The sequence below is a fragment of the Streptomyces bauhiniae genome (genome assembly GCF_004784475.1).
GTDB lineage: Bacteria > Actinomycetota > Actinomycetes > Streptomycetales > Streptomycetaceae > Streptomyces > Streptomyces seoulensis.
Genome location: NZ_SRRT01000002.1, coordinates 700,872 through 723,753, shown reverse-complemented (window position 1 = coordinate 723,753; position 22,882 = coordinate 700,872). Strand labels below are relative to the sequence as shown.

Genomic DNA, 22,882 nt, shown 5'->3' with positions numbered 1-22,882 from the left:
CATGACCTACACCGAGTACGTGACCGGAGAGCCGGTCGCCGACACCAAGGCCCCCTCGGGGCCGGTCCACGAGCGCTGGGACACCCGCCGCTTCGAGGCCAAGCTGGTCAACCCGGCCAACCGGCGCAAGCACACCGTCATCGTCGTCGGCACCGGCCTCGCGGGCGGCTCGGCGGGCGCCACGCTCGCCGAACAGGGCTACCACGTCGTCCAGTTCTGCTACCAGGACTCCCCGCGCCGCGCCCACTCCATCGCGGCGCAGGGCGGCATCAACGCGGCGAAGAACTACCGCAACGACGGCGACTCCGTACACCGGCTGTTCTACGACACCGTCAAGGGCGGCGACTTCCGCGCCCGCGAGTCCAACGTGCACCGCCTCGCGCAGATCTCGGTCGAGATCATCGACCAGTGCGTGGCCCAGGGCGTGCCCTTCGCCCGCGAGTACGGCGGGCTGCTGGACACCCGCTCCTTCGGCGGCGTCCAGGTCTCCCGCACCTTCTACGCCCGCGGCCAGACCGGCCAGCAACTGCTGCTGGGCGCCTACCAGGCGCTGTCCCGCCAGATCGCGGCCGGGAACGTGGAGATGCATCCGCGCACCGAGATGCTCGACCTGATCGTGGTCGACGGCCGGGCGCGCGGCATCGTCGCCCGCGACCTGATCACCGGGAAGATCGACACCTACTTCGCGGACGCGGTGGTCCTGGCGAGCGGCGGTTACGGCAACGTCTTCTACCTGTCGACCAACGCCATGAACTCCAACGCCACCGCCATCTGGCGGGCGCACCGGCGCGGCGCGCTGTTCGCCAACCCCTGCTTCACCCAGATCCACCCCACCTGCATCCCGCGCACCGGCGACCACCAGTCCAAGCTGACGCTGATGAGCGAGTCGCTGCGCAACGACGGCCGGATCTGGGTGCCCAAGGCGGAGGGCGACACCCGGCCGCCCAAGGAGATCCCCGAGGACGAGCGGGACTACTACCTGGAGCGGATCTACCCCTCCTTCGGCAACCTGGTCCCGCGCGACATCGCCTCCCGTGCCGCCAAGAACGTCTGCGACGAGGGGCGCGGGGTCGGACCCGGCGGCCAGGGCGTCTACCTGGACTTCTCCGACGCCATCGCACGCATGGGCCGCAAGGCGGTCGAGGCCAAGTACGGCAACCTCTTCGACATGTACCACCGCATCACCGACGAGGACCCGTACGAGGTGCCGATGCGGATCTACCCCGCCGTGCACTACACGATGGGCGGGCTCTGGGTCGACTACGACCTCCAGACCACCGTCCCCGGACTCTTCGCCATCGGTGAGGCCAACTTCTCCGACCACGGCGCCAACCGGCTCGGCGCCTCCGCGCTGATGCAGGGCCTGGCCGACGGCTACTTCGTGCTGCCGGCCACCCTCAACGACTACCTGGCCCGCCATCCGCACCAGGAGCCGCTGAGCGACGAACACCCCGAAGTGCAGGAGGTGCTGGCCGAGACCGAGGACCGGGTCAACCTGCTCCTCGCCGTCGACGGCGACCGCACCCCCGACTCCTTCCACCGTGAACTCGGCGAGCTGATGTGGGAGTTCTGCGGCATGGCCCGCAACGCCGAGGGCCTGCGCAAGGCGCTCGCCGAAATCCCCCGTATCCGCGAGGAGTTCTGGCGCCGGATCAAGGTGCCCGGCACCGGTGAGGAGTTCAACCAGTCGCTGGAGAAGGCGAATCGCATCGTCGACTACCTCGAACTGGCCGAGCTGATGTGCCTCGACGCCCTGCACCGCGCCGAGTCCTGCGGCGGCCACTTCCGCGAGGAGTCCCAGACCCCGGACGGCGAAGCGGCCCGCCGGGACGACGAGTTCGGCTACGCGGCCGCCTGGGAGTTCACCGCCACCGGCGAGGCCCCCGTCCTGCACAAGGAAGACCTGGTCTTCGAGTACGTCCACCCCACCCAGCGGAGCTACGCATGAGGCTCACCCTGCGCGTATGGCGCCAGCGGAACGCCGGCACCGACGGCGCCATGTCCACCTACGAGGTGGACGGCATCTCGCCCGACATGTCCTTCCTGGAGATGCTGGACGTCCTGAACGAACGGCTCATCCTCGAGGGCGAGGACCCCGTCGCCTTCGACCACGACTGCCGTGAGGGCATCTGCGGCGCGTGCAGCCTCGTCATCAACGGCGACGCCCACGGACCCGAGCGCACCACCACCTGCCAGCTCCACATGCGGTCCTTCCGGGACGGCGACACCATCGACATCGAGCCCTGGCGGGCCGCCGCCTTCCCGGTGATCAAGGACCTGGTGGTGGACCGGTCCGCCTTCGACCGGATCATCCAGGCCGGCGGCTATGTCACCGCCCCCACGGGTGCCGCCCCGGAGGCCCACGCGACACCGGTGCCCAAGCCGGACGCCGACTTCGCCTTCGAGCACGCGGAGTGCATCGGCTGCGGGGCCTGTGTGGCCGCCTGCCCCAACGGCGCCGCGATGCTCTTCACCTCGGCCAAGGTCAACCACCTCAACGTCCTCCCGCAGGGCGCCCCCGAGCGGGAGACGCGGGTGCTGGACATGGTGGCCCAGATGGACGCGGAGGGCTTCGGCGGCTGCACCCTGGCCGGCGAATGCGCCACCGCCTGCCCGAAGGGCATCCCGCTCTTCTCCATCACCGGAATGAACAAGGAGTGGCTGCGCGCGACCCGTAAGGCGGGCAAGCGGTAGGGAACTCAGCAGACGTTCGCCAAAGGGGGCGGACGGGCGGGGCCGGGAGTGGTGCTCATCCCCGGCCCCGTCTGCTGTGTTCGCACAGCGGGTCAGATACGGCGGACCGTGTGCAGGGACGTCGCGTACGTGCCGGTGCCGTCCAGGAGGGACGCGCCGCCCAGGTCGGACATGGTGGGGCCGTCGACCGTCTTCCGGCTGGACAGGAAGCGCCGCTTGCCGTCGGCGTCCGGGCCCAGATAGATCCCGACGTGGTCCACGGTGACCGTCGCGTGGTCGTCACTGGAGTCGGCGTTGAACAGCACCAGGTCACCGGGCTGGAGCAGCGCGGCGGCGGGCGGGGTGGTGCCGGTCGTGCGGTCGACGACGACACCGGGCGCGTAGTCGACGATGTCACGCGACTTGCGCGGTATCCGCGTCCCCGAGGTGTCCGCGCCCGCGGCCAGCGGTACGCCCAGGTGGTAGCCGTACACCATCCGGGTGTAGCCGGAGCAGTCGAGGTTGCCCACCTGCTTGCTCGACGGCCCGGTGTAGGTGCCGTCGGGGAAGGTCCAGCCCACGTTCATGTACTCGTGGAAGTCGGCGCCCTCGTAGCGGTAGCCCTGCGGGTCCGGATAGCCGTAACCGGCCTCGCCCAGTACCTGCTTGCCCCGCGCGGGCCCGTCCCCGGCGGTGACCGCCGGAGCGCCGCCGAGGAACATCGCGGCGTACGCCAGCACGTCCGGCGCCGTCGACCCGGCCCAGCCGCGCACCGTGCGCTCCAGGTCGGCCGTCCAGGTGCCGTCGAAGGGCTGCGGCAGCACGCGCACCCAGTCGCCGTGGGTGACGGTCGGCGGGGTGTCCCAGTTCGCCGCGTCCACCTCGAAGCGGCTCACCTGGAGCCTGACCGGCAGGTTGGAGCAGCCCTGGTTGGCCAGCGCGCGCAGGCCCACCCGGCCCGCGCCGAAGGTGGCGTCCGTGGTGTCCACCGCCCAGCCGGCCGGCTCCGCCGTGCTCGTCCGCCACGCCTTGACCCTGATCCGGGTGCCCTCCCGGCGCACCCGGACCGTGAAGTCGGTGCCCGCGGGGACTCCGGTGGCGAGGGTGGTGGCGGTGGCGAGCTGGGTGACCGTGTCGGCGACCTCCTTCTCGACGCGCAGCTCCACCGCGCCGCTGGTCAGGAAGGAGAGCCGGGCCCGGTAGTTGTTGTGGGTGTCCTGGTAGCCGAAGGAGAGCGCGGAGGAGCACGCCTGGCCGGTGGGCACCTTGTCGAAGCGGGTGGTCGCGCGCACGTCCACGTCGGTGATCCGATCGTCCCGCAGGGTCGCATGGCGGCTGGCATAGTCGGTGGTCAGGGCGATGACGCCGGTGCCGGGCTGCACCGAGTAGTCGGTGTCGGCGGGGCCCAGCGTGGACCAGCTCCCGCCGCCCGGCGAGGTCCCCCAGTACGAGCGGTCGGCGGCCGGGAGCGAGGTGTCCGGCAGGGTGCGCCCGAAGTCGTCCACGAAGGGCCGCTTGTTCTCGGCGAAGGTTCTTCGCGGGCCCGGCACCAGCACGGTCCGCGCGCCCCGGGTGAGCAGGGCGACCCGTCTGCCGCCGCTGGTTATCTCGGTGCGGGCCGGGGTGCCGGGCAGCACGGTGGCGGTGAGCGGCGCGGCGAGGGTGAGCTGGGAGAAGTAGGAGGCGTCCAGCGGCGGCAGGGTCACCGAGGAGCGGGCCGAGGTCAGGCCGGCCGGGGCCGGCAGCGGGTCCACGGGCGTGGGCAGGGCGTCGGCCCGCGCGGGAGCGGTGGCCAGGGCGCCCAGCGGCAGCGAGGCGGCGGTGACGGCGAAGGCGGCCAGCAGGCCGCGGCGTGACGTGTTGATCATGCGAGGCATGATCCCGTACCCGGCCGCGCACACGACCGCGTCCGGCTCGGATCAGCTCCGAACCGGACGCGGCCGTAGGTGTGGTGGGAGTTTCGCGGCGTCCTAGGACTGCGGCGGGTTGTCGCGGTGCTGCTGGGAGCCGAACTGGTCCCTCAGCTTGTCCTGAGCGGTGTCGACCTGGGACTGGTGCTTGTTGCCGGTCCGCTGGTCGAGGTAGTCGCCACCCCTGTCGATGCCCTTGTCGGCCATGTCTTCGTGGCCCTTGAGCATTCCCTTGATCTTGTCCATAAAGGACATGGCAGCCCTCCTGGTCGCTTGAGGCTTCCCCTCCCAGGGTCACCGTCCCGGCCCGGCTTCGCATCTTGAGCGCCCGGCGGGCGTCACCGCCGCCCTACAGTGGGCCTGTGGCACACAGCAGCGAACGCCCGGTGACCGTCTTCGACCTCGACAACACCCTCGCGGAGACCGCGCACCGGCAGCACTTCCTTCAGCGGCGCCCGCGCGACTGGGACGGCTTCTTCGCCGCCGCGCCCCTCGACCCGCCCCTGGTGGAGGGCGTGGCGATGGTTCGTACCGCCGCCCGCACCTGCGACATCGTGTACCTCACCGGCCGCCCCGAGCGGTGCCGCCGGGACACCCTCGACTGGCTCGCCCTCCACCAACTCCCGGACGGCGAGCTGCACATGCGTCCCGGCCAGGACCGCAGGCCCGCCCGCACCACCAAACTGGAGATCCTGCGCAGGCTCGCCCGGCGGCGTGAGGTGCTGGTCGTGGTGGACGACGACGAGCTGGTCTGCGACGCGGCCGAACGGGCCGGCTTCGCCGTGGTACGGGCCCGCTGGGCCGAGTCCTCGGCCGCGCTGCAGGAGGCCCAGGAGCAGGAGGGCCGGACCTGAGGGACGGCTCGGCCCGCTCAGACGTCCTCCAGGCGGAAGCCCACCTTCAGGCACACCTGGTACTTCTCGATCCGCCCGTTCTCGATCTGCCCCCGGACCTGGGTGACCTCGAACCAGTCCAGGTTGCGCAGGGTCTGGTCGGCACGGCCGATGGCGTTGCGGATGGCCTGGTCGACACCGTCGTTGGAGGTGCCGACGATCTCGCTGACCCGGTAGGTGTGGTTCGACATGGGCGGGTGCTCCTCTTCGCCGTACGGCAGGATGACGGCGCCCGGCTGCCCCGACATGGCCGGTTTGTCGCGCCGTAATCCACCGTGCCGCATCCCCGCCCGGCGCGCGAGACATCGCCCGCCGGGCGGGGAGACAGCGGCCCTCGGTCCGCTGTCGCTCAGCGCGCCACGCTGAGCGACAGCGCGAAGCGGTCCTCGGAGTCGGTCCACCAGTGGGTCAACTCCAGCCCCGCCTTGTCCAGTTCGGCGCCGACCCCCTCCCGGCGGAACTTCGCGGAAACCTCGGTACGCAGCTCCTCGCCGGCCGCGAAGTCCACGACCATGCCGAGCGCCGGGATCTTCACCGTCTGCGCGGTACGCGAGCGCAGCCGCATCTCGATCCACTCCCGCTCCGGGTCCCAGCGGGCCACGTGGTCGAAGGCGTCCGGGTCGAAGTCGGCGCCCAGCTCGCGGTCGACCACGCTGAGCACGTTCTTGTTGAACGCCGCCGTCACCCCGGACGCGTCGTCGTACGCCCGGACCAGCACCGCCTCGTCCTTCACCAGGTCGGTGCCGAGCAGCAGCCCGTCGCCCGGCGCCAGCATGGCGCGCACGCCGGCCAGGAAGTCGGACCGCTCGGCGGGCAGCAGGTTGCCCAGCGTGCCGCCGAGGAAGGCGACCAGCCGGGGACCCGGAGTCTCGGGCAGCGTCATCGGCCGGGTGAAGTCCGCGATCAGCGCGTGCACCGCGAGACCCGGCCGCTCCTCGGTGAGCGCCCGCCCCGCCTGCACCAGCGCGCTCTCGCTGACGTCGACCGGGACGTACGCCTCCAGCGAGGTCAGCGCGTCGATGAGATGCCGGGTCTTGGTGGAGGAGCCCGACCCCAGCTCGATCAGGGTGCGGGCGCCGCCGGCCGCGGCGATCTCACCGGAGCGGGTCTGCAGGATCTCCCGCTCGGCCCGGGTCGGGTAGTACTCGGGCAGCTCCGTGATCCGCTCGAACAGCTCGCTGCCGCGCGCGTCGTAGAACCACTTGGGGGGCAGTGTCTTGGGATCGGTGGACAGGCCGTCGAGGACGTCGGCGCGCAGCGCGGCTTCGGTCGCGTCCTCGGGGAGGGTGCGGGTCACGTGCAGGCTCACGTGCAGTGCTCCTTCGGTGGTGCGGACACGAGGTCCTCGACGGGGTCGAGCCGGACCTCGGTACGGCTCGCGGTGACCACGGTGCGGTCGGGGACCTCCCGCCACAGCGGTTCGTCGTCGTACGGCTCGGAGGCGACGATCACGGCGGGTCCCGGTTCCGCGCGGTACCAGAGGCTGTCGCCCCAGGCGGTCGCGGTGACGGTCTCGCCGTCGGTCAGCAGCAGGTTGAGACGGGAGGCGGGCGCGGCCTCGGCCAGTTGGCGGACGGTCGCCGCGAGGGCGTAGTCCGGGGCCTCGCCCGACCTGAGCCGGTGCAGGACCAGCGCCCAGACGAACGCCGAGTCGGTGCGTGCCTGGAGCGACAGCACATCGACCGGGGGCAGCAGGGAGACCAGCGGTGCGGCCGCGTCGGGCCAGCCGGCCACCGCCCCGTTGTGGCTGAACAGCCAGTGCCCCGAGGCGAACGGCGCCGCCGCGGCCTCCGCGTCCGCGCCCGTCAGCGTGGCGTCGCGCACGGCGGCCAGCACCGCGCCCGAACGCACCACACGGGCCAGGTCCAGCAGCGACTGGTCCGCCCAGATCGGCCCGGAGCGCCGGTAGCGGGCCGGCACCGGATCGCCGTCCGCGTACCAGCCGACCCCGAACCCGTCCGCGTTCACCGTGCCGTTGCGCTGCCGCCGGGGCGCCCAGGACTGCCGGTACAGGCTGTGCGGCGGGTCCAGCAGCAGGTGCTTGAGGGGCTGCTCGGGTCCCAGATAGGCCAGGTGGCGGCACATCAGGCGGACTCCGAGCGGGCGGTGCGGAACCCGGCGAAGATCTGCCGCCGGACCGGATAGTCCCAGTTGCGGAACGTACCCCGGCAGGCCACCGCGTCCACGGCGAACGAACCGCCGCGCATCACCTTGTACTCCGGCCCGAAGAACACCTCCGAGTACTCCCGGTACGGGAACGCGGCGAACCCCGGATACGGTGCGAGGTCGCTCGACGTCCACTCCCAGACGTCCCCGATCAACTGCCGTACCCCGAGCGGCGATGCACCGGCCGGGTAGCTGCCGACAGGGGCGGGGGAGAGGTGCCGCTGGCCCAGGTTGGCGTGCTCCGGGCCCGGATCGGCGTCGCCCCACGGGTAGCGGGTGGAGCGGCCGGTGACCGGGTCGTGCCGGGCCGCCTTCTCCCACTCCGCCTCGGTGGGCAGCCTGCGCCCGGCCCAGCGGGCGTAGGCGTCCGCCTCGTACCAGCACACGTGCAGCACCGGCCCCTCGGGCGGCACCACCTCGGTGACCCCGAACCGGCGCCGCAGCCACTGGCTCCCCTCCCGGCGCCAGTACAGCGGCGCCTTGAGGGAGTTGCGGCGGACATGCGCCCAGCCCTCCGGGGTCCACCAGCGCTCGGTGTCGTAGCCGCCGTCCGCGATGAACGCCTGGTAGGCCGCGTTCGTCACCGGCACCGTGTCGATCCAGAACGGCGCCACCTCCCGTACGTGCGCCGGGCGTTCGTTGTCCAGCGCCCAGGGCTCGGTGGAGGTGCCCATGGTGAACGGGCCGCCGGGAACCAGGACTTCGGCCGGGCCGGTGTACGGCGGCACCGGGTCGTGGGCGGGCGCGGTCAGCGCGGCCGGGCCGGTGCGGAGCTGATGGGTGATCAGCATCGTCTCGTCGTGCTGCTGTTCGTGCTGGGCGATCATCCCGAAGGCGAACCCCGCCTCGGTGAGCCGGCTGCCGCCCTCGAAGTCGGCGCCCTCCAGCAGGTCCAGCGCCCGCCCGCGCACCTCGGCCGCGTACTTCCGCGCCTCCTCGGGCGGGAGCAGCGGGAGCGAGGGGCGTTCGGAGCGCGGATGCTCGAAGGCGTCGTACAGCACGTCGATGTCGGGCCGCATCGCCTCCCGGCCGCCGACGTTGCGCAGCAGCCACAGCTCCTCCTGGTTGCCGATGTGCGCGAGGTCCCAGACCAGGGGCGACATCAGCGGGGAGTGCTGGGCGGTGAGGTCCGGGTCCTCGACGCAGCTCGTCAGCAGGGTGGTGCGGTCGCGGGCGGTGACCAGCGAGGCGAGCAGCCGCTCGCGCAGCGTCTCGGTGCCGGCCGCCGTGGTCCCGCTCTCCTGGGCGGTCATGAGCGGATGTCCTTCCTCGCGTGGGCGCGCGGGTCCGTGGCGCCGGCGCCGGCCGGCAGGTCGTCGGCCGGGCAGCGGCCCCGCAGGACGTAACGGTCCAGATACCCCGCCACCGCGTCCGACACCTCGGGCGTGGCGCCGAGCCGGGGCAGCGCAGCCAGGGCCGCCGTGAAGCAGGCGGTGGCGGCCTCCCGCAGCCCCGGATCGGCGAGGCCGAGCCGGGCCGCGTCCGACCACAGCGGGTTGTGCGGGGCGGGCCGGTCCAGCGCGCGCTCCGTCAGCGGCTTCACCGCCCGGTGCGCGGCCTCGGCGGCCTCCGGGTCGTCGAAGAGGGCCGCCGTCACCGCGAGCGGCACGATCCAGCCGTCGTCACCGGGCTGCGCGTCGATCATCCGCAGCTCCAGATGGCCGCGCGGCCTGACCGGCGGGAACAGCGTGGTCAGGTGGTAGTCGAGATCCGCGCGGGTGGGCGGGCGCGGGGCCCGCGACCGGGTCCACTCGCGGAAGGTCAGCCCCTCCGGCACGTCCCAGGGGCCCTCGTCGCGGCGGACGCACATCACCGGGGAGTCCAGCACGTGCCGGGCCCAGTCGGCCCGTGGTTCGCCGTCGATCGGCGGAGCCCCGGCCCGGCCGGGACCGATCTCCATCCAGTGGAGCTGCCGGGTGGACCGCCAGCCGGTGGGCCGGCGCCCGGTCATCGGGGAGTTGGCGAACGCGGCCACCAGGACCGCGCCGAGCTGGTGCGCCAGCCACCAGCGCCGTTCGTAGCCCAGCGGACCCGGCTCCTCGTACCCGGCGTCCACGCAGACCTGCACGGAGGCCGAGGCGCACATCATGTGACGGCCGGCCCGGCCGGTGCGGTCCAGGCACGCCTCCATGGCGTCGTAACGGGGTTCATGGAGGAAGCGGGTGGGTTCCTGCCAGGGATCGTGGCCGACGCCGAGGAGGGCCAGGCCGTGTCCGGCGAGGACCTTGCGGACCGCGGTCAGGTCGGCGGAGACGGAGTTCACGCACTCCATGAGGGAAGAGGCGGGCAGTGAGCTGAGCTCCAACTGACCGCCGGGCTCGACCGTGAGCGGCGAGTCCAGGGGGACGGTGCGCACGGCCGCGTGGGCCGCTTCGAGCCGTTCGGGCGGTACGGGGAGCCAGGGCCGCTCCGGATCACGGACCAGCCACTCCACCTCCACCCCGAGGGTGCGGGGCGGGCCGGTCTTGAAGCAGATGCCCCGGATCAGGGCGTCCACCTCGGCCTCGGTGACCGCCGCGCGGTGCCGGGTGCAGTCGTGTTTCGTGCAGTGGTGCTCCGTACAGTCACCACTCGATGCGTCAGACATGTCGGGGTTCTCCTGGGATTCCAGCGTGCCGACGGAGCCCGGCCGGGGGTGTGCCGGGCAGAGACGCATTCCACCCAAGACCCTCGCACCGAATCGCACAAGAGCGCCCAATGGGACGTCCGGGATCGTTCATCTCCGTCTCCTCGCGCGTTTCCTCCCGTACCGGGTGACCGGTTCCGGGCGCCTTCGCGGCACCCCACCAGCATTACCCCGGCGGCGCGTGGAGGCACGGCGGGGAGAGCGGGGGACGGCGGCGGTTCGGGCAGCTCAGGAGGGCTCGGGGGCGGTCCGGGCGGGGCTGCTCCGACCGGGTGAGTCCGCCGCGAGCATGCGAAGGCCCGCCCGGGCGGGGGCGGGCCTTGTGAGGCGGTCAGGTCCAGCCGTAGCGCTCATAGAGCCGCTGCCGGACCAGGTTGAAGCGCATCCGGTCCAGCGCGCACGCCTCCCGGCGCATGCCGTCGTCGTGCAGCCGCAGCACCCGCTCCACGGACACCCAGGAGTCGCGGCCGGTGCGGTCCCAGGGACCCTGGCCTATCGCCACCCACTCCCGCTCGCCGTCGTGCTCCTTGCTGGACAACTGGACGGCGAGGAAGGTGCCGGCGGCCTCCCGCGCGACGACCAGCACCGGGCGGTCCTTGCCCCGGCCGTCGTTCTCCTCGAACGGCACCCAGGTCCAGACGATCTCGCCCGGATCGGGGTCGCCGTCCCGCTCGGGCGTGTACTCGGTGGCAACCGGGCCGACCTGGCGCGGGTCGGCCTCGGTGGTGGCGTGGGGGCCGAAGCGGCCGGGGACGTTCTCTTCGCTGTACGTGCTCACGCCGTGCACCCTAACGGCGGGCAACGGCCCTCAGGACCTCGGGGTTTGCTCCGTCCCGTCGGTGAGCAGCCGCTCCAGCCAGCCCAGTTGGGCCGCGCGGGCCGCCTTCGACAGGGACGCCTCGGGCGCGAAGGCGTCGAAACCGTGGAACCCGCCCGGCCAGACGTGGAGTTCGGCCACCCCGCCGCTGCGCCAGATCCGGGATGCGTACTCCACCACCTCGTCCCGGAACGTCTCCGCCGAACCCACGTCGAGAAAGGCCGGGGGCAGCCCGGCGAGATCGGTGGCGCGGGCCGGAGCGGCGTACGGGGAGACGTCCGGGCCGCCCCGGCGCTCACCCAGCAGGGCGTTCCAGCCGGTCTCGTTGGCGGTGCGGTCCCAGACGCCGACGCCGGCCATCTGATGGCCGGAGGGGGTGTCGTTGCGGTCGTCCAGCATCGGGTACCTGAGCAACTGGCCCAGCACGGGCGGTCCTTGGCGGTCCCGCAGCATCAGGGCCACGGCGGCCGCCAGACCGCCGCCCGCGCTGGCGCCCGCGAGGACGATCCGCTCCGGGTCGCCGCCCAGCTCCTTCGCGTGCTCCGCCGCCCACAGCAGCCCGGCGTACACGTCCTCCACCGGCGCCGGATGCGGATGCTCCGGGGCGAGCCGGTACTCCACGGAGACGACCACCGCGCCGCCCAGGTCCAGTGCGAGGGACAGGACCGCGTCCACGCCCGCGCGGTTGGTGCCGAGGATCATGCCGCCGCCGTGCACGTAGTAGATCACCGGCAGCCGGGCGCCGGGCTCGGTGCCGGTGGGGCGGCAGAGGTAGAGGGAGACGTCCGGGGCGCCCGGCGGGCCCGGCACCTCGCGGTCCTCCACCTCGAAGGCACCATCCAGGGTGAGATCCAGCGACCCGAACACCTCCATGGCGGCGTTCTCCCGCGCCGCCTCGATGCCGTCCGGGGTCAGGCCCGGCTCCATCGTGTCCCTGAGCGGTTCCAGTGCGGCGGCGAGTTCCGGGTCGAACGGCGGCGGGTCCATGGTCATGATCGTGCCCCTTCCCTCGCGCGCGGGCGATTCACCTCTCCAGGATCGGTGCGCGGGCGTTCCGGCGCAGGTTCCCGGCGCGTCCTTGTGCACCGCTTGACTTCGAGAGCACTCCAATTCGTAGCGTTCCGGGCATGAGTACTCCTGCACAGCACAAGATCGGTTCGGGTTTCGGCGCGGACAGCACCGCCGACGAGGTCCTGCGGGGCATCGACCTCACGGGGAAGCTGGCGATCGTCACCGGCGGCTACTCGGGGCTCGGCCTGGAGACCACCCGCGCGCTGGCCAAGGCGGGCGCCCACGTGGTCGTCCCGGCCAGGCGTCCGGACGTGGCCCGACAGGAGCTGGCCGGGATCGAGAACGTCGAGGTGGACGAGCTGGACCTCGGCGACCTGGACAGCGTGCGCGGCTTCGCCGAGCGGTTCCTGGCGTCCGGCCGCAGCATCGACTTCCTCATCGACAACGCGGGGATCATGGCCTGCCCGGAGACGCGGGTCGGGCCGGGCTGGGAGACGCAGTTCGCCACCAACCACCTTGGCCACTACGCCCTCGCCAACCGGCTCTGGCCGGCCCTCGCCTCCGGTGACGGCGCCCGCGTCGTCTCGGTGTCCTCGCGCGGACACCACCTCTCGCCGGTCCGCTGGGACGACGTCCAGTGGACCGACGGCTACGACAAGTGGCAGGCGTACGGCCAGGCCAAGACGGCCAACGCCCTGTTCGCCCTCCAGCTCGACACCCTGGGCCGGGACTCCGGTGTGCGGGCCTTCTCGCTCCACCCCGGCGGGATCATGACCCCGCTCCAGCGGCACCTGCCCAAGGAGGAGATGGTCGAGCGCGGCTGGATCGACGAGCAGGGCAACCCGCTGGACGCGGCGGGCTTCAAGACCCCGGAGCAGGGCGCCGCCACCCAGGTCTGGGCCGCGACCTCGCCCCGGCTCGACGGCCTGGGCGGGCTGTACCTGGAGGACTGCGACATCGCCGAGCCCGCCCCTGAGGACGGCACCTGGGCCGGCGTCAAGGACTGGGCCACCGACCCCGAGCAGGCGGCCCGTCTGTGGGCGCTGTCGGCGGAGCTGACCGGTGTGGACACCTTCGCCAAGTAGGTCCCGCGCACGCGCCGAGGGCCGGGGTCCAGTGGACTCCGGCCCTCGGGCGTACGAGAGGTCAGGCGGCGATGACGTCGCCCACGGTGCCGTGCAGGCGGGTGACGACCTCGGTGAGCTGGCCGGCGACCTCGGCGTCGTCGGACGGGTGGGTCTCGGCGAAGCGGGTCAGGGAGCCGGGGATGGAGAGCTTGATGTCCTCGATCACCTTGCCGCCCGCGATGCCCACGGCCTTGCGGGTGTCGTCCTGGGCCCACACGCCGCCGTACTGGCCGAAGGCGGTGCCGATGACGGCGACGGGCTTGCCGCCGAAGGCGCCGGCGCCGTACGGGCGGGACAGCCAGTCGATGGCGTTCTTCAGCACGGCCGGCATCGTGCCGTTGTACTCGGGGGAGAACACGAGGAACGCGTCGGCGGCCTGGGCGGCGGCACGCAGCTCGGCGGCGGCGGCCGGGACCTGGCCGTCGACGTCGGTGTCCTCGTTGTAGAACGGCACGTCGGCCAGACCCTCGTAGATCACGACCTCGGCGCCCTCGGGGGCGAGCTTGGCGGCCGCCTCGGCGAGCTGACGGTTGTGCGAACCGGCGCGGAGGCTGCCGACGAGCGCGAGGATGCGAACGGACATGGGGTACTCCAAGGGGTGGTGAAACACGCTGGAAACGATCCGGACCGGGGTCCGTTTAATTTTCTACCACCCTAACCGGACCGGGGTCCAGTTTTGTTCCCGATGCTTTACGCTGTCTTCATGTCCAGCGCTCTGCCGCCCTGCCCGCAGCCTCAGGAGCCCGTCGACACACCTCGTCTGCTGGAGGTCGCCGCCGGCCCCCAGGACCCGTGCCTGCGCGCCGACGCCGCCCGCAACCGGGCCCGGCTGCTGGAGGCCGCCAGCCGGCTGATCGCCGAGCACGGGGTGGCCGGGGTGACCATGGAGGCCGTCGCCACCGCGGCCCAGGTCGGCAAGGGCACCGTCTTCCGCCGCTTCGGCGACCGCACCGGACTCCTCACCGCCCTGCTGGACCACTCCTCCGCCCGGCTCCAGGCCGACTTCCTCGCCGGCCCGCCCCCGCTGGGCCCCGGCGCACCCCCGCGCGAGCGGCTGCACGCCTTCGGCGTCGCCGTGCTCCACCTCTGCGCCGACCAGCTCGACCTGCAACTGGCCGCGCTGCCCGAGCCCACCCGGCGCCATCTGCACCCCTCCAACCAGGCCATGCGCGCCCACGTCCTGGTCCTGCTGCGCCAACTGCTCCCCGGCGAGGACTGCGAACTCCTCGCCCCGGTCCTGCTGGCCTACCTGGACCCGGCCCTCATCCACCATCTGACCCGCCAGCTCGGCATGCCGATGGCGCGGGTGGAGGCGGGCTGGTGCGACCTGGTCGACCGGCTCACCGCTCCTCGGCCCACGGCTGGTGCCCCCCGAACATCGCCGCCAGCCGCTCCGGCGCGTCCGGCCGGAACAGCATCCCGCCCATGAGGGCCGAGTCCGCGGCCGAGTGCTCGGCGCGCGGGAACATCCGCTCCTCGTAGGCGGCGAGCGCGGCCTCGGTGTCGCCGGGGTGGGCGAGGAGGGCGCGGGCCAGGTCGGCGCCGTCGATCAGGGCCAGGTTGGCGCCCTCGCCGGCGAACGGCGACATCAGGTGGGCCGCGTCGCCGAGCAGGGTGACGCCCGGTGTGCGCGGCCAGCGGTGGCCGACCGGGAGGGCGTGGATGCGGCGGGGCACCAGGGGGGCGTCGGCGTCCGCGACCAGGGCCCGCAGATCCTCGTGCCAGCCGTCGAACTCCTTGAGCACCGCCCGCGCGGCCGCCTCGGTGTCCGTGAAATCGATGCCGTCCAGCCACTCCTCCGGGGCCTCGACGGCGGCGTACACATGCAGGCTGCCGTCCGGCTCGCGGTGGGCGAGGAAGCCGCGCCCGGCGCCGAGCGCGAACAGCATGCCGCCGCCCACCACTTGGGCGCCGGCCGGGTGCCGGGTGTCGGCCGAGTGCAGGTCCGCCTCGACGAAGGACATCCCGGTGTAGGCGGGGACCGCGTCCGACAGCAGGGGCCGTACCCGCGACCAGGCGCCGTCCGCGCCGATGAGCAGGTCGGTGGTGAAGGCGGTGCCGTCGGCGAGCGTCACCTCGTGCCGGCCGCCGTCCAGCGCGCGGACGCCGGTCACCTTGGCGCCCCAGCGGACGAGCCCCTCGGGCAGCGACTCCAGCAGCAGGGCGCGCAGTTCGCCCCGGTCGATCTCGGGGCGGCCGCCCGTGCCGTCGTCCGGCTGCGACCAGTGCACCTCGGCGTGCCGGTCCAGGACACGGGTGGCCTGGCCGCCCGCGTGGACCCGCGCGAGGAACGCCTCGTGCAGCCCGGCCGCGCGCAGCGCCTCCTGCCCGGTGTCGTCGTGGATGTCGAGCATCCCGCCCTGCGTGCGCGCCTCGGCCGAGGCGTCGAGGTCGAACACCGCCGCCTCGACACCGTGCGCGTACAGCACCCGCGCGAGCGTGAGCCCGCCGAGTCCGGCGCCGATGACGGCTATGGGGTGATGGGGGAGGGGGGTGGTGGTTTCGGTCATGGAAGTCTCCTGGTGGCTCATTCGGGTACGGCGGTCCGCTCGATGCCGTTGATCAAGGTCTGGAAGGCCCACGAGAGCCGGTTCTCGGGCGTGCCCGAGAGCAGCGCCTCGGCGCTGCCCGCGATGTGCGGGTGGGTCCGGTCGGACACCGTGCGCAGGGTGCCGATCAGGTTCTGCCAGTCGTCCGCCGGCTCCTCGCCGGCGTGCTCCGCGGCGGTCGCGGTGGCGTGCTGGAGCAGCAGGTCGACACCCCAGGCGGCCCGCTCGCGCGGCACCCCGCCCTCGGCGAGCAGTCCGAGCAGGGTCTCGATCAGGTTCAGGTAGTGCGGCCCGCTCGGCCGCGCGGTCAGCGCGGAGCGCGCCAGCTCGGGGTGGGCCAGCAGCATCGCCGTACAGGACGTGAGGACCTGCTCCAGGCGCTCCCGCCAGGTGCCCCCGTCGGGGACGGGCGGGAGGGTGCCGAGCAGTTCGTCCAGGACGGCCGCGTGCAGTTCGTGGGTGTTGCGGACGTAGACGTAGAGCGAGGCGGGGCCGGTGTCGAGTTCCTGCGCCAGCCGTCGCATGGTCACCTTGCGCAGCCCCTCGGCGCGCAGAACGGCCAGCGCGGCGGCCACGATGCCCTCGCGGGTGAGGGCGGGCTTGGCGGGGCGCTCCCTGCGGGAGCCGGGGGGAGGTGGGGTCATGGCTCGACAGTAACGAACATGTTCGCTCCGAACAAGTTCGTGGCGAACATGTTCGTGCACCGCCTCGTGTGCCGCGCTTTCGTCCAGTCCTGTACGACCTCGCCCCGCCCGAAGCCGCCCCCGCCGCCTCTGCCAGGATGCGCTCTGTCATGGTGCAGATACCGAACACGCCCACGAGCGCCGACGTGGCCCGCCTGGCGGGCGTCTCGCGCGCGACCGTGTCCTACGTCCTCAACGACACCGACGCCGTACGGATCAGCGAGCCCACCCGCCGCCGCGTCCACGCCGCCGCCCGCGAACTCGGGTACGTGCCGCACGCCGCCGCCCGCACCCTGCGCGCCGGACACAGCCGGATGGTGCTGATGCCCGCCCCGGCCGTCCCGGTGGGCCCCCTCTACCACCGCTTCCTCGGCGAACTCCAGGCCGCCCTCGGCCGCCTCGACTACACCGTCGTCCAGCACGGCGCCGTCGGCCAGGGCGACGAAGCCGCCCGCGCCTGGGCCGAGTTACGCCCCGTCGCCGTCCTCGCCCCCGGCTCCGGACTCGGCCCGCACGGGGTCGCGGTGCTCAAGCGGGCCGGGGCCCGCGCCGTGGTGACCCTCGGCCCCGCGCGCGTCGAGGGCGCGCACGCCCTGCTGATGGACCACACCGTCGTCGGCCACCGCGCCGCCGCCCACCTGTACGACCGGGGGCGCCGTTGCATCGGCGTCCTCCTCCCCGAGGAACCCGGCCTGGAGTTCTTCTCCCACCCCCGCCTCACCGGCGTCCGCCGCGCCCTCAACGGCACCGACGCGACCGTGACCGGGCTGCCCCTCGCGTACACGGAACGGGCGGCCAGTGAACTGGCCGCCCGTCTGCCCGAGTTGGGCCTCGACGCCGTCTTCGCCTACAACGACGAGTACGCGATGCTCCTGATGCGCGCCCTGGAGGACGCCGGACTGCGCGTCCCCGAGGACATCGCCGTGGTCGGCGCCGACGACCTCATGCTCGGCCGCCTGCTACGCCCCCGGCTCAGTACCGTCCGCCTCGAACTGCCTTCCGGCCGCGCCCTCGCCGAACTGGTCGACCACGCCGTACGCCACCCCGGCGCCGAACCCGAGGTCCGCACCGTGCTGGACGCCACGCTGATCCACCGGGCGTCGAGCTAGTTCACTCGCCGCCGGGCTGCTGCCCCTGACCCTGGCCCTCCTGGGCCGCGATGTCCTTGCGGACCTCGTTCATGTCCAGCTTGCGGGCCTGGTCGATGACGTCCGTCAGCGCAGGCTCGGGCAGCGCGCCCGGCTGCGCGAAGATCGCCACCTGGTCGCGGACGATCATCAGCGTGGGGATCGACTGGATGCCGAACGCCTGCGCCAGCTCGGGCTGGGCCTCGGTGTCGACCTTGGCGAACACCAGGTCGGGGTTCTCCTCGGCCGCCTTCTCGTACACCGGCGCGAACTGCTTGCACGGTCCGCACCAGTCCGCCCAGAAGTCGATGAGGACGAACTCGTTGTCCGCCACCGTCTGGTCGAAGTTCTCCTTGGTCAGCTCCACGGTGCCGCTCATGGTGTGATCCCTCTTCCTGGTGTGGAGGTAGGTGCCACCGGCGGAAACATGCCCGCCAGGGTGCCTATTCCGGGCCGTAGTGCCCCGTCTTCCCTGCATCGGTCCCCTACAGCTTCCCCTCAGGGAAACCTTTCGGCATTCCCGCGCCCCGGATCATGTGGCCCCCGCGCCGCCCACCCACCACACTGGCCGCATGACGGAAACGGAATCCATCGCGTACGACGTCGTGGTGCTCGGGGCCGGGCCCGTGGGGGAGAACGCCGCCGACCGCGCCCACGCGGCCGGGCTCAGCACCGCGATCGTGGAGAGCGAGCTGGTGGGCGGCGAGTGCTCGTACTGGGCCTGCATGCCCAGCAAGGCGCTGCTCAGGCCGGTCATCGCCCAGGCCGACGCCCGCCGCCTCCCCGGCCTCGCCGCCGCCAACGAGGGCCCGCTCGACGCCGGGGCGGTGCTCGCCCGGCGGGACGGCTTCGCCTCCCACTGGAAGGACGACGGCCAGGTCCAGTGGCTGGACGGCGCCGGGATCGCGCTCTACCGGGGCCACGGCCGCCTCGCCGGCCCCCGCACGGTCACGGTCACCGCCGAGGACGGCACGCTCACCACGCTCACCGCCCGGCAGGCGGTCGTCGTCGCCACCGGCACCCGCGCCCAGCTCCCGGACCTGCCCGGACTCGACGAGGTACGGCCCTGGACCAGCCGGGAGGCGACCAGCGCGCAGACCGTGCCGGGCCGGCTGATCGTGGTCGGCGGCGGTGTCGTCGCCACCGAGATGGCCACCGCCTGGCAGGCCCTCGGCTCGCAGGTCACCCTGCTGGTCCGGGGCAAGGGCCTGCTCAGCCGGATGGAGCCGTTCGCCGGGGAACTGGTCGCGCAGGCGCTCACCGAGGCGGGCGTGGACGTGCGCACCGGCACCTCCGTGGAGTCCGTCAGCCGCGAGAACGGCACCGTCGTGGCCGTCACCGGCGACGGCGAGCGCATCGAGGCCGACGAGATCCTGTTCGCCACCGGCCGGGCCCCGCAGACCGACGACATCGGCCTGGACACCGTCGGCCTCGAACCCGGCTCCTGGCTGGAAGTGGACGACACTCTCCTGGTCCCCGGCACCGACTGGCTGTACGCGGTCGGCGACGTCAACCACCGGGCGCTCCTCACCCACCAGGGTAAGTACCAGGCCCGGATCGCCGGATCGGTCATCGCGGCCCGCGCGTCGGACACCCCGCTGGACGAGGCCCCGTGGGGGGCCGACGTGGCCACGGCCGACCACTACGCCGTACCCCAGGTCGTCTTCACCGACCCCGAGGCCGCCGCCGTCGGGCTCTCCCTCGCGGAGGCCGAGCAGGCCGGGCACCGGGTCCGCGCGGTCGACGTCGACTTCGGCTCGGTAGCGGGGGCGAGCCTGTACGGCGACGGCTACAAGGGGCGGGCCCGCATGGTGGTCGACCTGGACGAGGAGATCCTGCGCGGGGTCACCTTCGTCGGGCCGGGCGTCGGGGAACTCGTCCAGTCGGCGACCGTCGCCGTCGCCGGCCAGGTGCCGCTGGACCGGCTGTGGCACGTGGTGCCGCCGTTCCCGACGCTCAGCGAGGTGTGGCTGCGGCTGCTGGAGGCTTACCGGGACAACTGAGCCCCGGCTCAGGGGAGTTCGAAGCCCAGGGCCTCGGCCGCTGCCTCCGGTGCGGGCTGCGCCCAGCGGGCCGCCACCGCCTCGTTGGTCGACAGCGAGCGGAGTTCGGCACGGTCGAGGTACAGGGTGCCGTTCAGATGGTCCGTCTCGTGCTGCACGATCCGGGCGGGCCAGCCGGCGACCACCTCGTCCAGTTCCCGCCCGTGCTCGTCCTGCCCGCGCAGCCGGACCCGCGCGGGCCGGGTCACCACGGCCTGCCAGCCCGGCACGCTGAGGCATCCCTCGAAGAAGGACGCCCTCTCGGCGCCCTCCGGCTCGTACGACGGGTTGACCAGCACCCGGAAGGGCTGGGGCACCCGGCCCCGGACCACCGCGATCTCCTCCGGCACCGGTGCCGGGTCCTCGATCACGGCGATCCGCAGCCCCACCCCGACCTGCGGCGCGGCGAGTCCTACGCCGGGGGCCGCGTGCATGGTGTCGCGCAGGGCCGCCACGAAGCGGGTGAGCAGCTCGGGGGAGAGCTGGCCGTCGTACGGCTCGGCCGGGTGGCGCAGTACCGGGTGGCCGGCCGCGACGATGGGCAACGGGCCGCCCGCCGCGAGGAGTTCGGCCACCCGCTCGGCCAGGGGAGCGTGATCACTGACAGGTGTCATCGCGCCAGGATGCCACGCCGGCCTGCGCGGAAGAGGGGCGCGCCGCACCAACGGCCGGTGCGAAACCGGCCGTTCATACGGCGCGCCCGAAGGTGCTCAGTCCTGCGGGAAGTCACCCGCGAGGGCGGCGGCGATCCGCAGATGCGGCGCGGCCTCCTCGTGGCGGGACTGGCGCTCCAGCGTGCGGCCCAGCATCAGCCGGGCGTAGTGCTCCACCGGGTCCCGCTCCACGATGATCCGCAGCTCCGCCTCGGCACGGTTGAGCTGGGCGGAGTGGTAGTAGGCGCGGGCCAGCAGCAGCCGGGGCGCGGTCTGCTCCGGGACCTCCTCGACCAGCCCGGTGAGCACACGGGCCGCGTTCGTGTACTCCTTGGCGTCGAAGAACATCCCCGCCCGCTCCCAGCGCTCGGCGGCGGTGCCGTGGTCGTAGTACATGGTGTCCACCTGAGACCTCCTTCGGCGGGTACAGCGCTCTGGGGTTGTTGAATATTCCACCAAAGCTGGGGGTGTCGCCGGAGGCTCCCGCGGAGGCAAGATCGTCGGTGTCCCGCTTGTCCACCGGACCCGGAAGGAACCAACGAGATCATGTGCGTCATCGTGGCCCACAGCCTGCTGGAGGCGATCGGATGACCGGCGCCGACGCTCCCGTGCTGGTGCACACCATCGGCCGGGCCGCTCACCTCACCCTGAACCGTCCCAAGGCGCTCAACGCGCTGAATCACGACATGGTCGGGCTCATCGACGAAGCGCTCACCGAGTGGGAGCGGGACCCGACCGTGCGGACGGTGATCGTCACGGGGGCGGGGGAGCGGGGCCTGTGCGCGGGCGGTGACATCCGTGCCGTCCACGACGACGCCCGCGACGGCGACGGCACCGCCTCGGCGGAGTTCTGGCGGGACGAGTACCGGCTCAACGCCCGGATCGCCCGCTACCCCAAGCCGTACGTGGCCGTGATGGACGGCATCGTGATGGGCGGCGGGGTCGGCATCTCCGCGCACGGCAGCGTCCGGATCGTCACCGAGCGGTCCCGGATCGCCATGCCCGAGACCGGCATCGGCTTCGTCCCGGACGTGGGCGGCACCTATCTGCTGTCCCGGACTCCCGGCGAGCTGGGCACCCACCTCGCGCTCACCGGCGCGCAGATCGGGGCGGGGGACGCCGTGCTGTGCGGACTGGCCGACCATTACGTACCGTCCGCCGCGCTGCCCGACCTGGTGGCCGACCTCGACGCGCTCGACGTGGCGGAGGTGCTCGACCGGCACGGGCGTCCGGCCCCGGAGGGTGAGCTGGCGGCGCAGCGGGAGTGGATCGACGCCTGCTACGCCGCCGAGACGGTCGAGGAGATCGTCGCCCGGCTGCGGGAGCACGGCTCGCCCGAGGCGAAGGGGGCCGCCGACACGCTGCTGACCAGGTCTCCCACCGCGCTGAAGATCACCCTGGCGGCTCTTCGCCGCGCCCGTCGGCTCGGGTCCCTGGAGGAGGTCCTCGACCAGGAGTACCGGGTCTCCTGCGCGGCGCTGTCCACCCCCGACCTGGTCGAGGGCGTCCGGGCCCAGATCATCGACAAGGACCGCTCGCCGCGCTGGTCGCCCGCGACCCTGGCGGAGGTCTCCGACGTGGAGCGGTTCTTCGCGCCGCTGGGCGAGCGGGAACTCGGACTGGGGGACGCCCCTCACTCCGGGTGAGCGGGAACTCGGAGTGGGGAGCGCCCGGTGTCGGCCGGCCGGGCGCGGACCCAGCGGGCGCACAGCGCGTCCTCGGAGGCGGCGGCGGTGGACTCCACGAGCGCGACGGTCATGTGCCGGTGCTGCCAAGGGACTTGAGGGAGCCTGAGGCTGGGGGCGTCAGCTCGTGTGGACCGACTCCACGCGGAAGAGGCGGGGCTGGACGTGGGTGGCGATGGTGGCCGCCTTGTCCATGTGCACCCTGGCCTCGGGGTCGGCCAGCATGGCGAGGTAGTGCTCCTCGGTCTCCCACTGTGCGTAGTTGACGACGCTCTCGCCGTCCAGGGAGGCGTGGAAGTTGGCGCAGATGAAGCCGGGCTGGTGCTTCATCGTCTCCTCCGTGGCGCGGGAGAGGAGGTCGATCAGCTCGACCTGGCGGTCCGGGGCGACGGTGAACACGTTGATGAGCGTGGCCACCGGGCGCGTGGTGTCGATGTGTGCGGTGAGGGTCATGCCGGAAGGCTCCCCGGTACGGCACGTCCGGCTCGCTTCCGGCCCACCGGATTCGCCCGTTCTCCGTACACTGCCCGCCATGGCATGCCTTATCAGTGAGCTGGTCATCGACGCCGCCGACCCGGAGAGGCTCGCCGCGTTCTGGAGCGGCGTACTCGGCTACGTGGAACTCGGCCGGGAGGAGGACGGCAGCATCGAGATCGGGCCGCCCGGTACCGGCTTCGGTGGCCCGCAGCCGACCCTCGTCCTCAGCCCCACCACCGACCCCCGCCCCGCCAAACTCCGCCTCCACATCGACGTCAGCCCCACCGACCGCGACCAGCCCGCCGAACTCGACCGCCTCCTCGCCCTCGGCGCCCGCCCGGCCGACATCGGCCAGACCGGCGAGGAGTCCTGGCACGTCCTGCTCGACCCGGAGGACAACGAGTTCTGCCTCCTGCGCAGGCGGCTGGACCCGGCGTAACCGC

Annotated in this window: 26 protein-coding genes; 9 read left to right on the top strand and 17 right to left on the bottom strand. The window is 72.9% G+C overall.

Annotation, left to right across the window (positions count from 1 at the left end; translation table 11 throughout):
• Position 1 precedes the first annotated feature (1 nt).
• Together E5083_RS08545 and E5083_RS08540 are read left to right on the top strand one after the other, a co-directional pair.
• Complete coding sequence (locus E5083_RS08545; RefSeq protein WP_135784979.1) at positions 2-1,948, top strand: fumarate reductase/succinate dehydrogenase flavoprotein subunit; 1,947 nt, start codon at positions 2-4, stop codon at positions 1,946-1,948.
• Positions 1,945-2,694: a succinate dehydrogenase/fumarate reductase iron-sulfur subunit gene (locus E5083_RS08540; RefSeq protein ID WP_135784978.1), complete on the top strand. Its 750-nt coding sequence runs from the start codon at positions 1,945-1,947 to the stop codon at positions 2,692-2,694. The genes E5083_RS08545 and E5083_RS08540 overlap by 4 nt, the downstream gene beginning before the upstream one ends.
• Before the next feature lie 92 nt (positions 2,695-2,786).
• On the opposite strand, the gene E5083_RS08535 is transcribed toward E5083_RS08540, so the two are convergent.
• Together E5083_RS08535 and E5083_RS08530 are read right to left on the bottom strand one after the other, a co-directional pair.
• On the bottom strand, positions 2,787-4,541 hold the full coding sequence (locus E5083_RS08535) for an NlpC/P60 family protein (RefSeq protein ID WP_135784977.1): 1,755 nt from the start codon (positions 4,539-4,541) through the stop codon (positions 2,787-2,789).
• Between the two features lie 102 nt (positions 4,542-4,643).
• Positions 4,644-4,838, bottom strand: a complete 195-nt coding sequence (locus E5083_RS08530; RefSeq protein WP_135784976.1) for an antitoxin — start codon at positions 4,836-4,838, stop codon at positions 4,644-4,646.
• Positions 4,839-4,945: 107 nt separating this feature from the next.
• On the opposite strand from E5083_RS08530, the gene E5083_RS08525 reads away from it, so the two are divergent.
• On the top strand, positions 4,946-5,437 hold the full coding sequence (locus tag E5083_RS08525; protein ID WP_135784975.1) for a phosphatase domain-containing protein: 492 nt from the start codon (positions 4,946-4,948) through the stop codon (positions 5,435-5,437).
• Between the two features lie 17 nt (positions 5,438-5,454).
• Here the strand turns inward: E5083_RS08525 and E5083_RS08520 are convergent, their stop codons facing one another.
• The 7 genes from E5083_RS08520 to E5083_RS08490 all read right to left on the bottom strand — a co-directional run bounded on the left by E5083_RS08520 (position 5,455) and on the right by E5083_RS08490 (position 12,078).
• Complete coding sequence (locus E5083_RS08520) at positions 5,455-5,667, bottom strand: dodecin (RefSeq protein ID WP_030817079.1); 213 nt, start codon at positions 5,665-5,667, stop codon at positions 5,455-5,457.
• Between the two features lie 158 nt (positions 5,668-5,825).
• Positions 5,826-6,785: an L-histidine N(alpha)-methyltransferase gene (egtD, locus tag E5083_RS08515; protein ID WP_135784974.1), complete on the bottom strand. Its 960-nt coding sequence runs from the start codon at positions 6,783-6,785 to the stop codon at positions 5,826-5,828.
• On the bottom strand, positions 6,782-7,561 hold the full coding sequence (egtC, locus tag E5083_RS08510) for an ergothioneine biosynthesis protein EgtC (RefSeq protein ID WP_135784973.1): 780 nt from the start codon (positions 7,559-7,561) through the stop codon (positions 6,782-6,784). The genes egtD and egtC overlap by 4 nt, the downstream gene beginning before the upstream one ends.
• Complete coding sequence (egtB, locus tag E5083_RS08505; RefSeq protein WP_135784972.1) at positions 7,561-8,895, bottom strand: ergothioneine biosynthesis protein EgtB; 1,335 nt, start codon at positions 8,893-8,895, stop codon at positions 7,561-7,563. The genes egtC and egtB overlap by 1 nt, the downstream gene beginning before the upstream one ends.
• Positions 8,892-10,229 carry an ergothioneine biosynthesis glutamate--cysteine ligase EgtA gene (gene egtA / locus E5083_RS08500; RefSeq protein WP_135784971.1) on the bottom strand — a complete coding sequence of 446 codons (1,338 nt, stop codon included), beginning with the start codon at positions 10,227-10,229 and terminating at the stop codon, positions 8,892-8,894. The genes egtB and egtA overlap by 4 nt, the downstream gene beginning before the upstream one ends.
• A 370-nt stretch (positions 10,230-10,599) precedes the next feature.
• On the bottom strand, positions 10,600-11,046 hold the full coding sequence (locus E5083_RS08495; protein ID WP_086696410.1) for a type II toxin-antitoxin system PemK/MazF family toxin: 447 nt from the start codon (positions 11,044-11,046) through the stop codon (positions 10,600-10,602).
• 30 nt (positions 11,047-11,076) lie between these two features.
• Positions 11,077-12,078, bottom strand: a complete 1,002-nt coding sequence (locus tag E5083_RS08490) for an alpha/beta hydrolase (RefSeq protein ID WP_135784970.1) — start codon at positions 12,076-12,078, stop codon at positions 11,077-11,079.
• 134 nt (positions 12,079-12,212) lie between these two features.
• Between E5083_RS08490 and E5083_RS08485 the strand changes: the two genes are divergently transcribed.
• Positions 12,213-13,181: an SDR family NAD(P)-dependent oxidoreductase gene (locus tag E5083_RS08485; protein WP_135784969.1), complete on the top strand. Its 969-nt coding sequence runs from the start codon at positions 12,213-12,215 to the stop codon at positions 13,179-13,181.
• A 61-nt stretch (positions 13,182-13,242) separates the two neighbouring features.
• Here E5083_RS08485 and E5083_RS08480 read toward each other — a convergent pair whose 3' ends face one another.
• Positions 13,243-13,806 carry an NAD(P)H-dependent oxidoreductase gene (locus tag E5083_RS08480; RefSeq protein ID WP_135784968.1) on the bottom strand — a complete coding sequence of 188 codons (564 nt, stop codon included), beginning with the start codon at positions 13,804-13,806 and terminating at the stop codon, positions 13,243-13,245.
• Positions 13,807-13,908: 102 nt separating this feature from the next.
• Between E5083_RS08480 and E5083_RS08475 the strand changes: the two genes are divergently transcribed.
• On the top strand, positions 13,909-14,652 hold the full coding sequence (locus E5083_RS08475; RefSeq protein ID WP_135784967.1) for a TetR/AcrR family transcriptional regulator: 744 nt from the start codon (positions 13,909-13,911) through the stop codon (positions 14,650-14,652).
• Here E5083_RS08475 and E5083_RS08470 read toward each other — a convergent pair.
• Both E5083_RS08470 and E5083_RS08465 read right to left on the bottom strand, forming a co-directional pair.
• Complete coding sequence (locus E5083_RS08470) at positions 14,564-15,733, bottom strand: FAD-dependent oxidoreductase (RefSeq protein ID WP_135784966.1); 1,170 nt, start codon at positions 15,731-15,733, stop codon at positions 14,564-14,566. The genes E5083_RS08475 and E5083_RS08470 overlap by 89 nt on opposite strands.
• 17 nt (positions 15,734-15,750) lie before the next feature.
• Positions 15,751-16,416: a TetR/AcrR family transcriptional regulator gene (locus E5083_RS08465; RefSeq protein ID WP_135784965.1), complete on the bottom strand. Its 666-nt coding sequence runs from the start codon at positions 16,414-16,416 to the stop codon at positions 15,751-15,753.
• A 137-nt stretch (positions 16,417-16,553) separates the two neighbouring features.
• Between E5083_RS08465 and E5083_RS08460 the strand changes: the two genes are divergently transcribed.
• Positions 16,554-17,564, top strand: a complete 1,011-nt coding sequence (locus E5083_RS08460; RefSeq protein ID WP_208754000.1) for a LacI family DNA-binding transcriptional regulator — start codon at positions 16,554-16,556, stop codon at positions 17,562-17,564.
• 1 nt (position 17,565) lies between these two features.
• Here E5083_RS08460 and trxA read toward each other — a convergent pair whose 3' ends face one another.
• Positions 17,566-17,961: a thioredoxin gene (gene trxA, locus E5083_RS08455; RefSeq protein ID WP_135784963.1), complete on the bottom strand. Its 396-nt coding sequence runs from the start codon at positions 17,959-17,961 to the stop codon at positions 17,566-17,568.
• 193 nt (positions 17,962-18,154) lie between these two features.
• On the opposite strand from trxA, the gene E5083_RS08450 reads away from it, so the two are divergent.
• The gene (locus tag E5083_RS08450) at positions 18,155-19,585 is read left to right on the top strand and encodes a dihydrolipoyl dehydrogenase family protein (RefSeq protein ID WP_135784962.1); all 1,431 of its coding nucleotides are present in this window, start codon (positions 18,155-18,157) and stop codon (positions 19,583-19,585) included.
• Between the two features lie 8 nt (positions 19,586-19,593).
• Here the strand turns inward: E5083_RS08450 and E5083_RS08445 are convergent, their stop codons facing one another.
• Both E5083_RS08445 and E5083_RS08440 read right to left on the bottom strand, forming a co-directional pair.
• Positions 19,594-20,238, bottom strand: a complete 645-nt coding sequence (locus E5083_RS08445) for a peptide deformylase (RefSeq protein ID WP_135784961.1) — start codon at positions 20,236-20,238, stop codon at positions 19,594-19,596.
• A 96-nt stretch (positions 20,239-20,334) separates the two neighbouring features.
• The gene (locus E5083_RS08440; protein WP_135784960.1) at positions 20,335-20,682 is read right to left on the bottom strand and encodes a tetratricopeptide repeat protein; all 348 of its coding nucleotides are present in this window, start codon (positions 20,680-20,682) and stop codon (positions 20,335-20,337) included.
• A 182-nt stretch (positions 20,683-20,864) separates the two neighbouring features.
• Here E5083_RS08440 and E5083_RS08435 point away from each other — a divergent pair, with 182 nt between their 5' ends.
• Positions 20,865-21,923 carry an enoyl-CoA hydratase/isomerase family protein gene (locus tag E5083_RS08435; protein WP_135784959.1) on the top strand — a complete coding sequence of 353 codons (1,059 nt, stop codon included), beginning with the start codon at positions 20,865-20,867 and terminating at the stop codon, positions 21,921-21,923.
• Here the strand turns inward: E5083_RS08435 and E5083_RS31985 are convergent.
• Both E5083_RS31985 and E5083_RS08430 read right to left on the bottom strand, forming a co-directional pair.
• The gene (locus tag E5083_RS31985; RefSeq protein WP_279632447.1) at positions 21,911-22,036 is read right to left on the bottom strand and encodes a hypothetical protein; all 126 of its coding nucleotides are present in this window, start codon (positions 22,034-22,036) and stop codon (positions 21,911-21,913) included. The two genes, E5083_RS08435 and E5083_RS31985, sit on opposite strands and share 13 nt — an antisense overlap.
• 46 nt (positions 22,037-22,082) lie before the next feature.
• Positions 22,083-22,415 (bottom strand): antibiotic biosynthesis monooxygenase family protein, encoded by a 333-nt coding sequence (locus tag E5083_RS08430; RefSeq protein WP_135784958.1) that lies wholly within the window; start codon positions 22,413-22,415, stop codon positions 22,083-22,085.
• Positions 22,416-22,494: 79 nt separating this feature from the next.
• On the opposite strand from E5083_RS08430, the gene E5083_RS08425 reads away from it, so the two are divergent.
• A complete protein-coding gene (locus E5083_RS08425) occupies positions 22,495-22,878 on the top strand; it encodes a VOC family protein (RefSeq protein ID WP_135784957.1) in 384 nt (127 codons plus the stop codon).
• Positions 22,879-22,882: the final 4 nt, after the last annotated feature.

Excerpts from the sequence above, each read along its gene's own strand:
- egtA (WP_135784971.1), bottom strand. The coding sequence starts at position 10,229 with ATGTCTGACGCATCGAGTGGTGACTGTACGGAGCACCACTGCACGAAA.
- E5083_RS08475 (WP_135784967.1), top strand. The coding sequence starts at position 13,909 with ATGCTTTACGCTGTCTTCATGTCCAGCGCTCTGCCGCCCTGCCCGCAG.
- E5083_RS08450 (WP_135784962.1), top strand. The coding sequence starts at position 18,155 with ATGACGGAAACGGAATCCATCGCGTACGACGTCGTGGTGCTCGGGGCC.
- egtC (WP_135784973.1), bottom strand. The coding sequence starts at position 7,561 with ATGTGCCGCCACCTGGCCTATCTGGGACCCGAGCAGCCCCTCAAGCAC.
- E5083_RS08490 (WP_135784970.1), bottom strand. The coding sequence starts at position 12,078 with ATGACCATGGACCCGCCGCCGTTCGACCCGGAACTCGCCGCCGCACTG.
- E5083_RS08520 (WP_030817079.1), bottom strand. The coding sequence starts at position 5,667 with ATGTCGAACCACACCTACCGGGTCAGCGAGATCGTCGGCACCTCCAAC.
- E5083_RS08425 (WP_135784957.1), top strand. The coding sequence starts at position 22,495 with ATGGCATGCCTTATCAGTGAGCTGGTCATCGACGCCGCCGACCCGGAG.
- E5083_RS08445 (WP_135784961.1), bottom strand. The coding sequence starts at position 20,238 with ATGACACCTGTCAGTGATCACGCTCCCCTGGCCGAGCGGGTGGCCGAA.
- E5083_RS08435 (WP_135784959.1), top strand. The coding sequence starts at position 20,865 with ATGACCGGCGCCGACGCTCCCGTGCTGGTGCACACCATCGGCCGGGCC.
- E5083_RS08460 (WP_208754000.1), top strand. The coding sequence starts at position 16,554 with ATGCGCTCTGTCATGGTGCAGATACCGAACACGCCCACGAGCGCCGAC.
- E5083_RS08530 (WP_135784976.1), bottom strand. The coding sequence starts at position 4,838 with ATGTCCTTTATGGACAAGATCAAGGGAATGCTCAAGGGCCACGAAGAC.
- E5083_RS08465 (WP_135784965.1), bottom strand. The coding sequence starts at position 16,416 with ATGACCCCACCTCCCCCCGGCTCCCGCAGGGAGCGCCCCGCCAAGCCC.
- E5083_RS08535 (WP_135784977.1), bottom strand. The coding sequence starts at position 4,541 with ATGATCAACACGTCACGCCGCGGCCTGCTGGCCGCCTTCGCCGTCACC.
- egtB (WP_135784972.1), bottom strand. The coding sequence starts at position 8,895 with ATGACCGCCCAGGAGAGCGGGACCACGGCGGCCGGCACCGAGACGCTG.
- E5083_RS08485 (WP_135784969.1), top strand. The coding sequence starts at position 12,213 with ATGAGTACTCCTGCACAGCACAAGATCGGTTCGGGTTTCGGCGCGGAC.
- E5083_RS08545 (WP_135784979.1), top strand. The coding sequence starts at position 2 with ATGACCTACACCGAGTACGTGACCGGAGAGCCGGTCGCCGACACCAAG.
- E5083_RS08480 (WP_135784968.1), bottom strand. The coding sequence starts at position 13,806 with ATGTCCGTTCGCATCCTCGCGCTCGTCGGCAGCCTCCGCGCCGGTTCG.
- trxA (WP_135784963.1), bottom strand. The coding sequence starts at position 17,961 with ATGAGCGGCACCGTGGAGCTGACCAAGGAGAACTTCGACCAGACGGTG.
- E5083_RS08470 (WP_135784966.1), bottom strand. The coding sequence starts at position 15,733 with ATGACCGAAACCACCACCCCCCTCCCCCATCACCCCATAGCCGTCATC.
- E5083_RS08430 (WP_135784958.1), bottom strand. The coding sequence starts at position 22,415 with ATGACCCTCACCGCACACATCGACACCACGCGCCCGGTGGCCACGCTC.
- E5083_RS31985 (WP_279632447.1), bottom strand. The coding sequence starts at position 22,036 with ATGACCGTCGCGCTCGTGGAGTCCACCGCCGCCGCCTCCGAGGACGCG.
- E5083_RS08540 (WP_135784978.1), top strand. The coding sequence starts at position 1,945 with ATGAGGCTCACCCTGCGCGTATGGCGCCAGCGGAACGCCGGCACCGAC.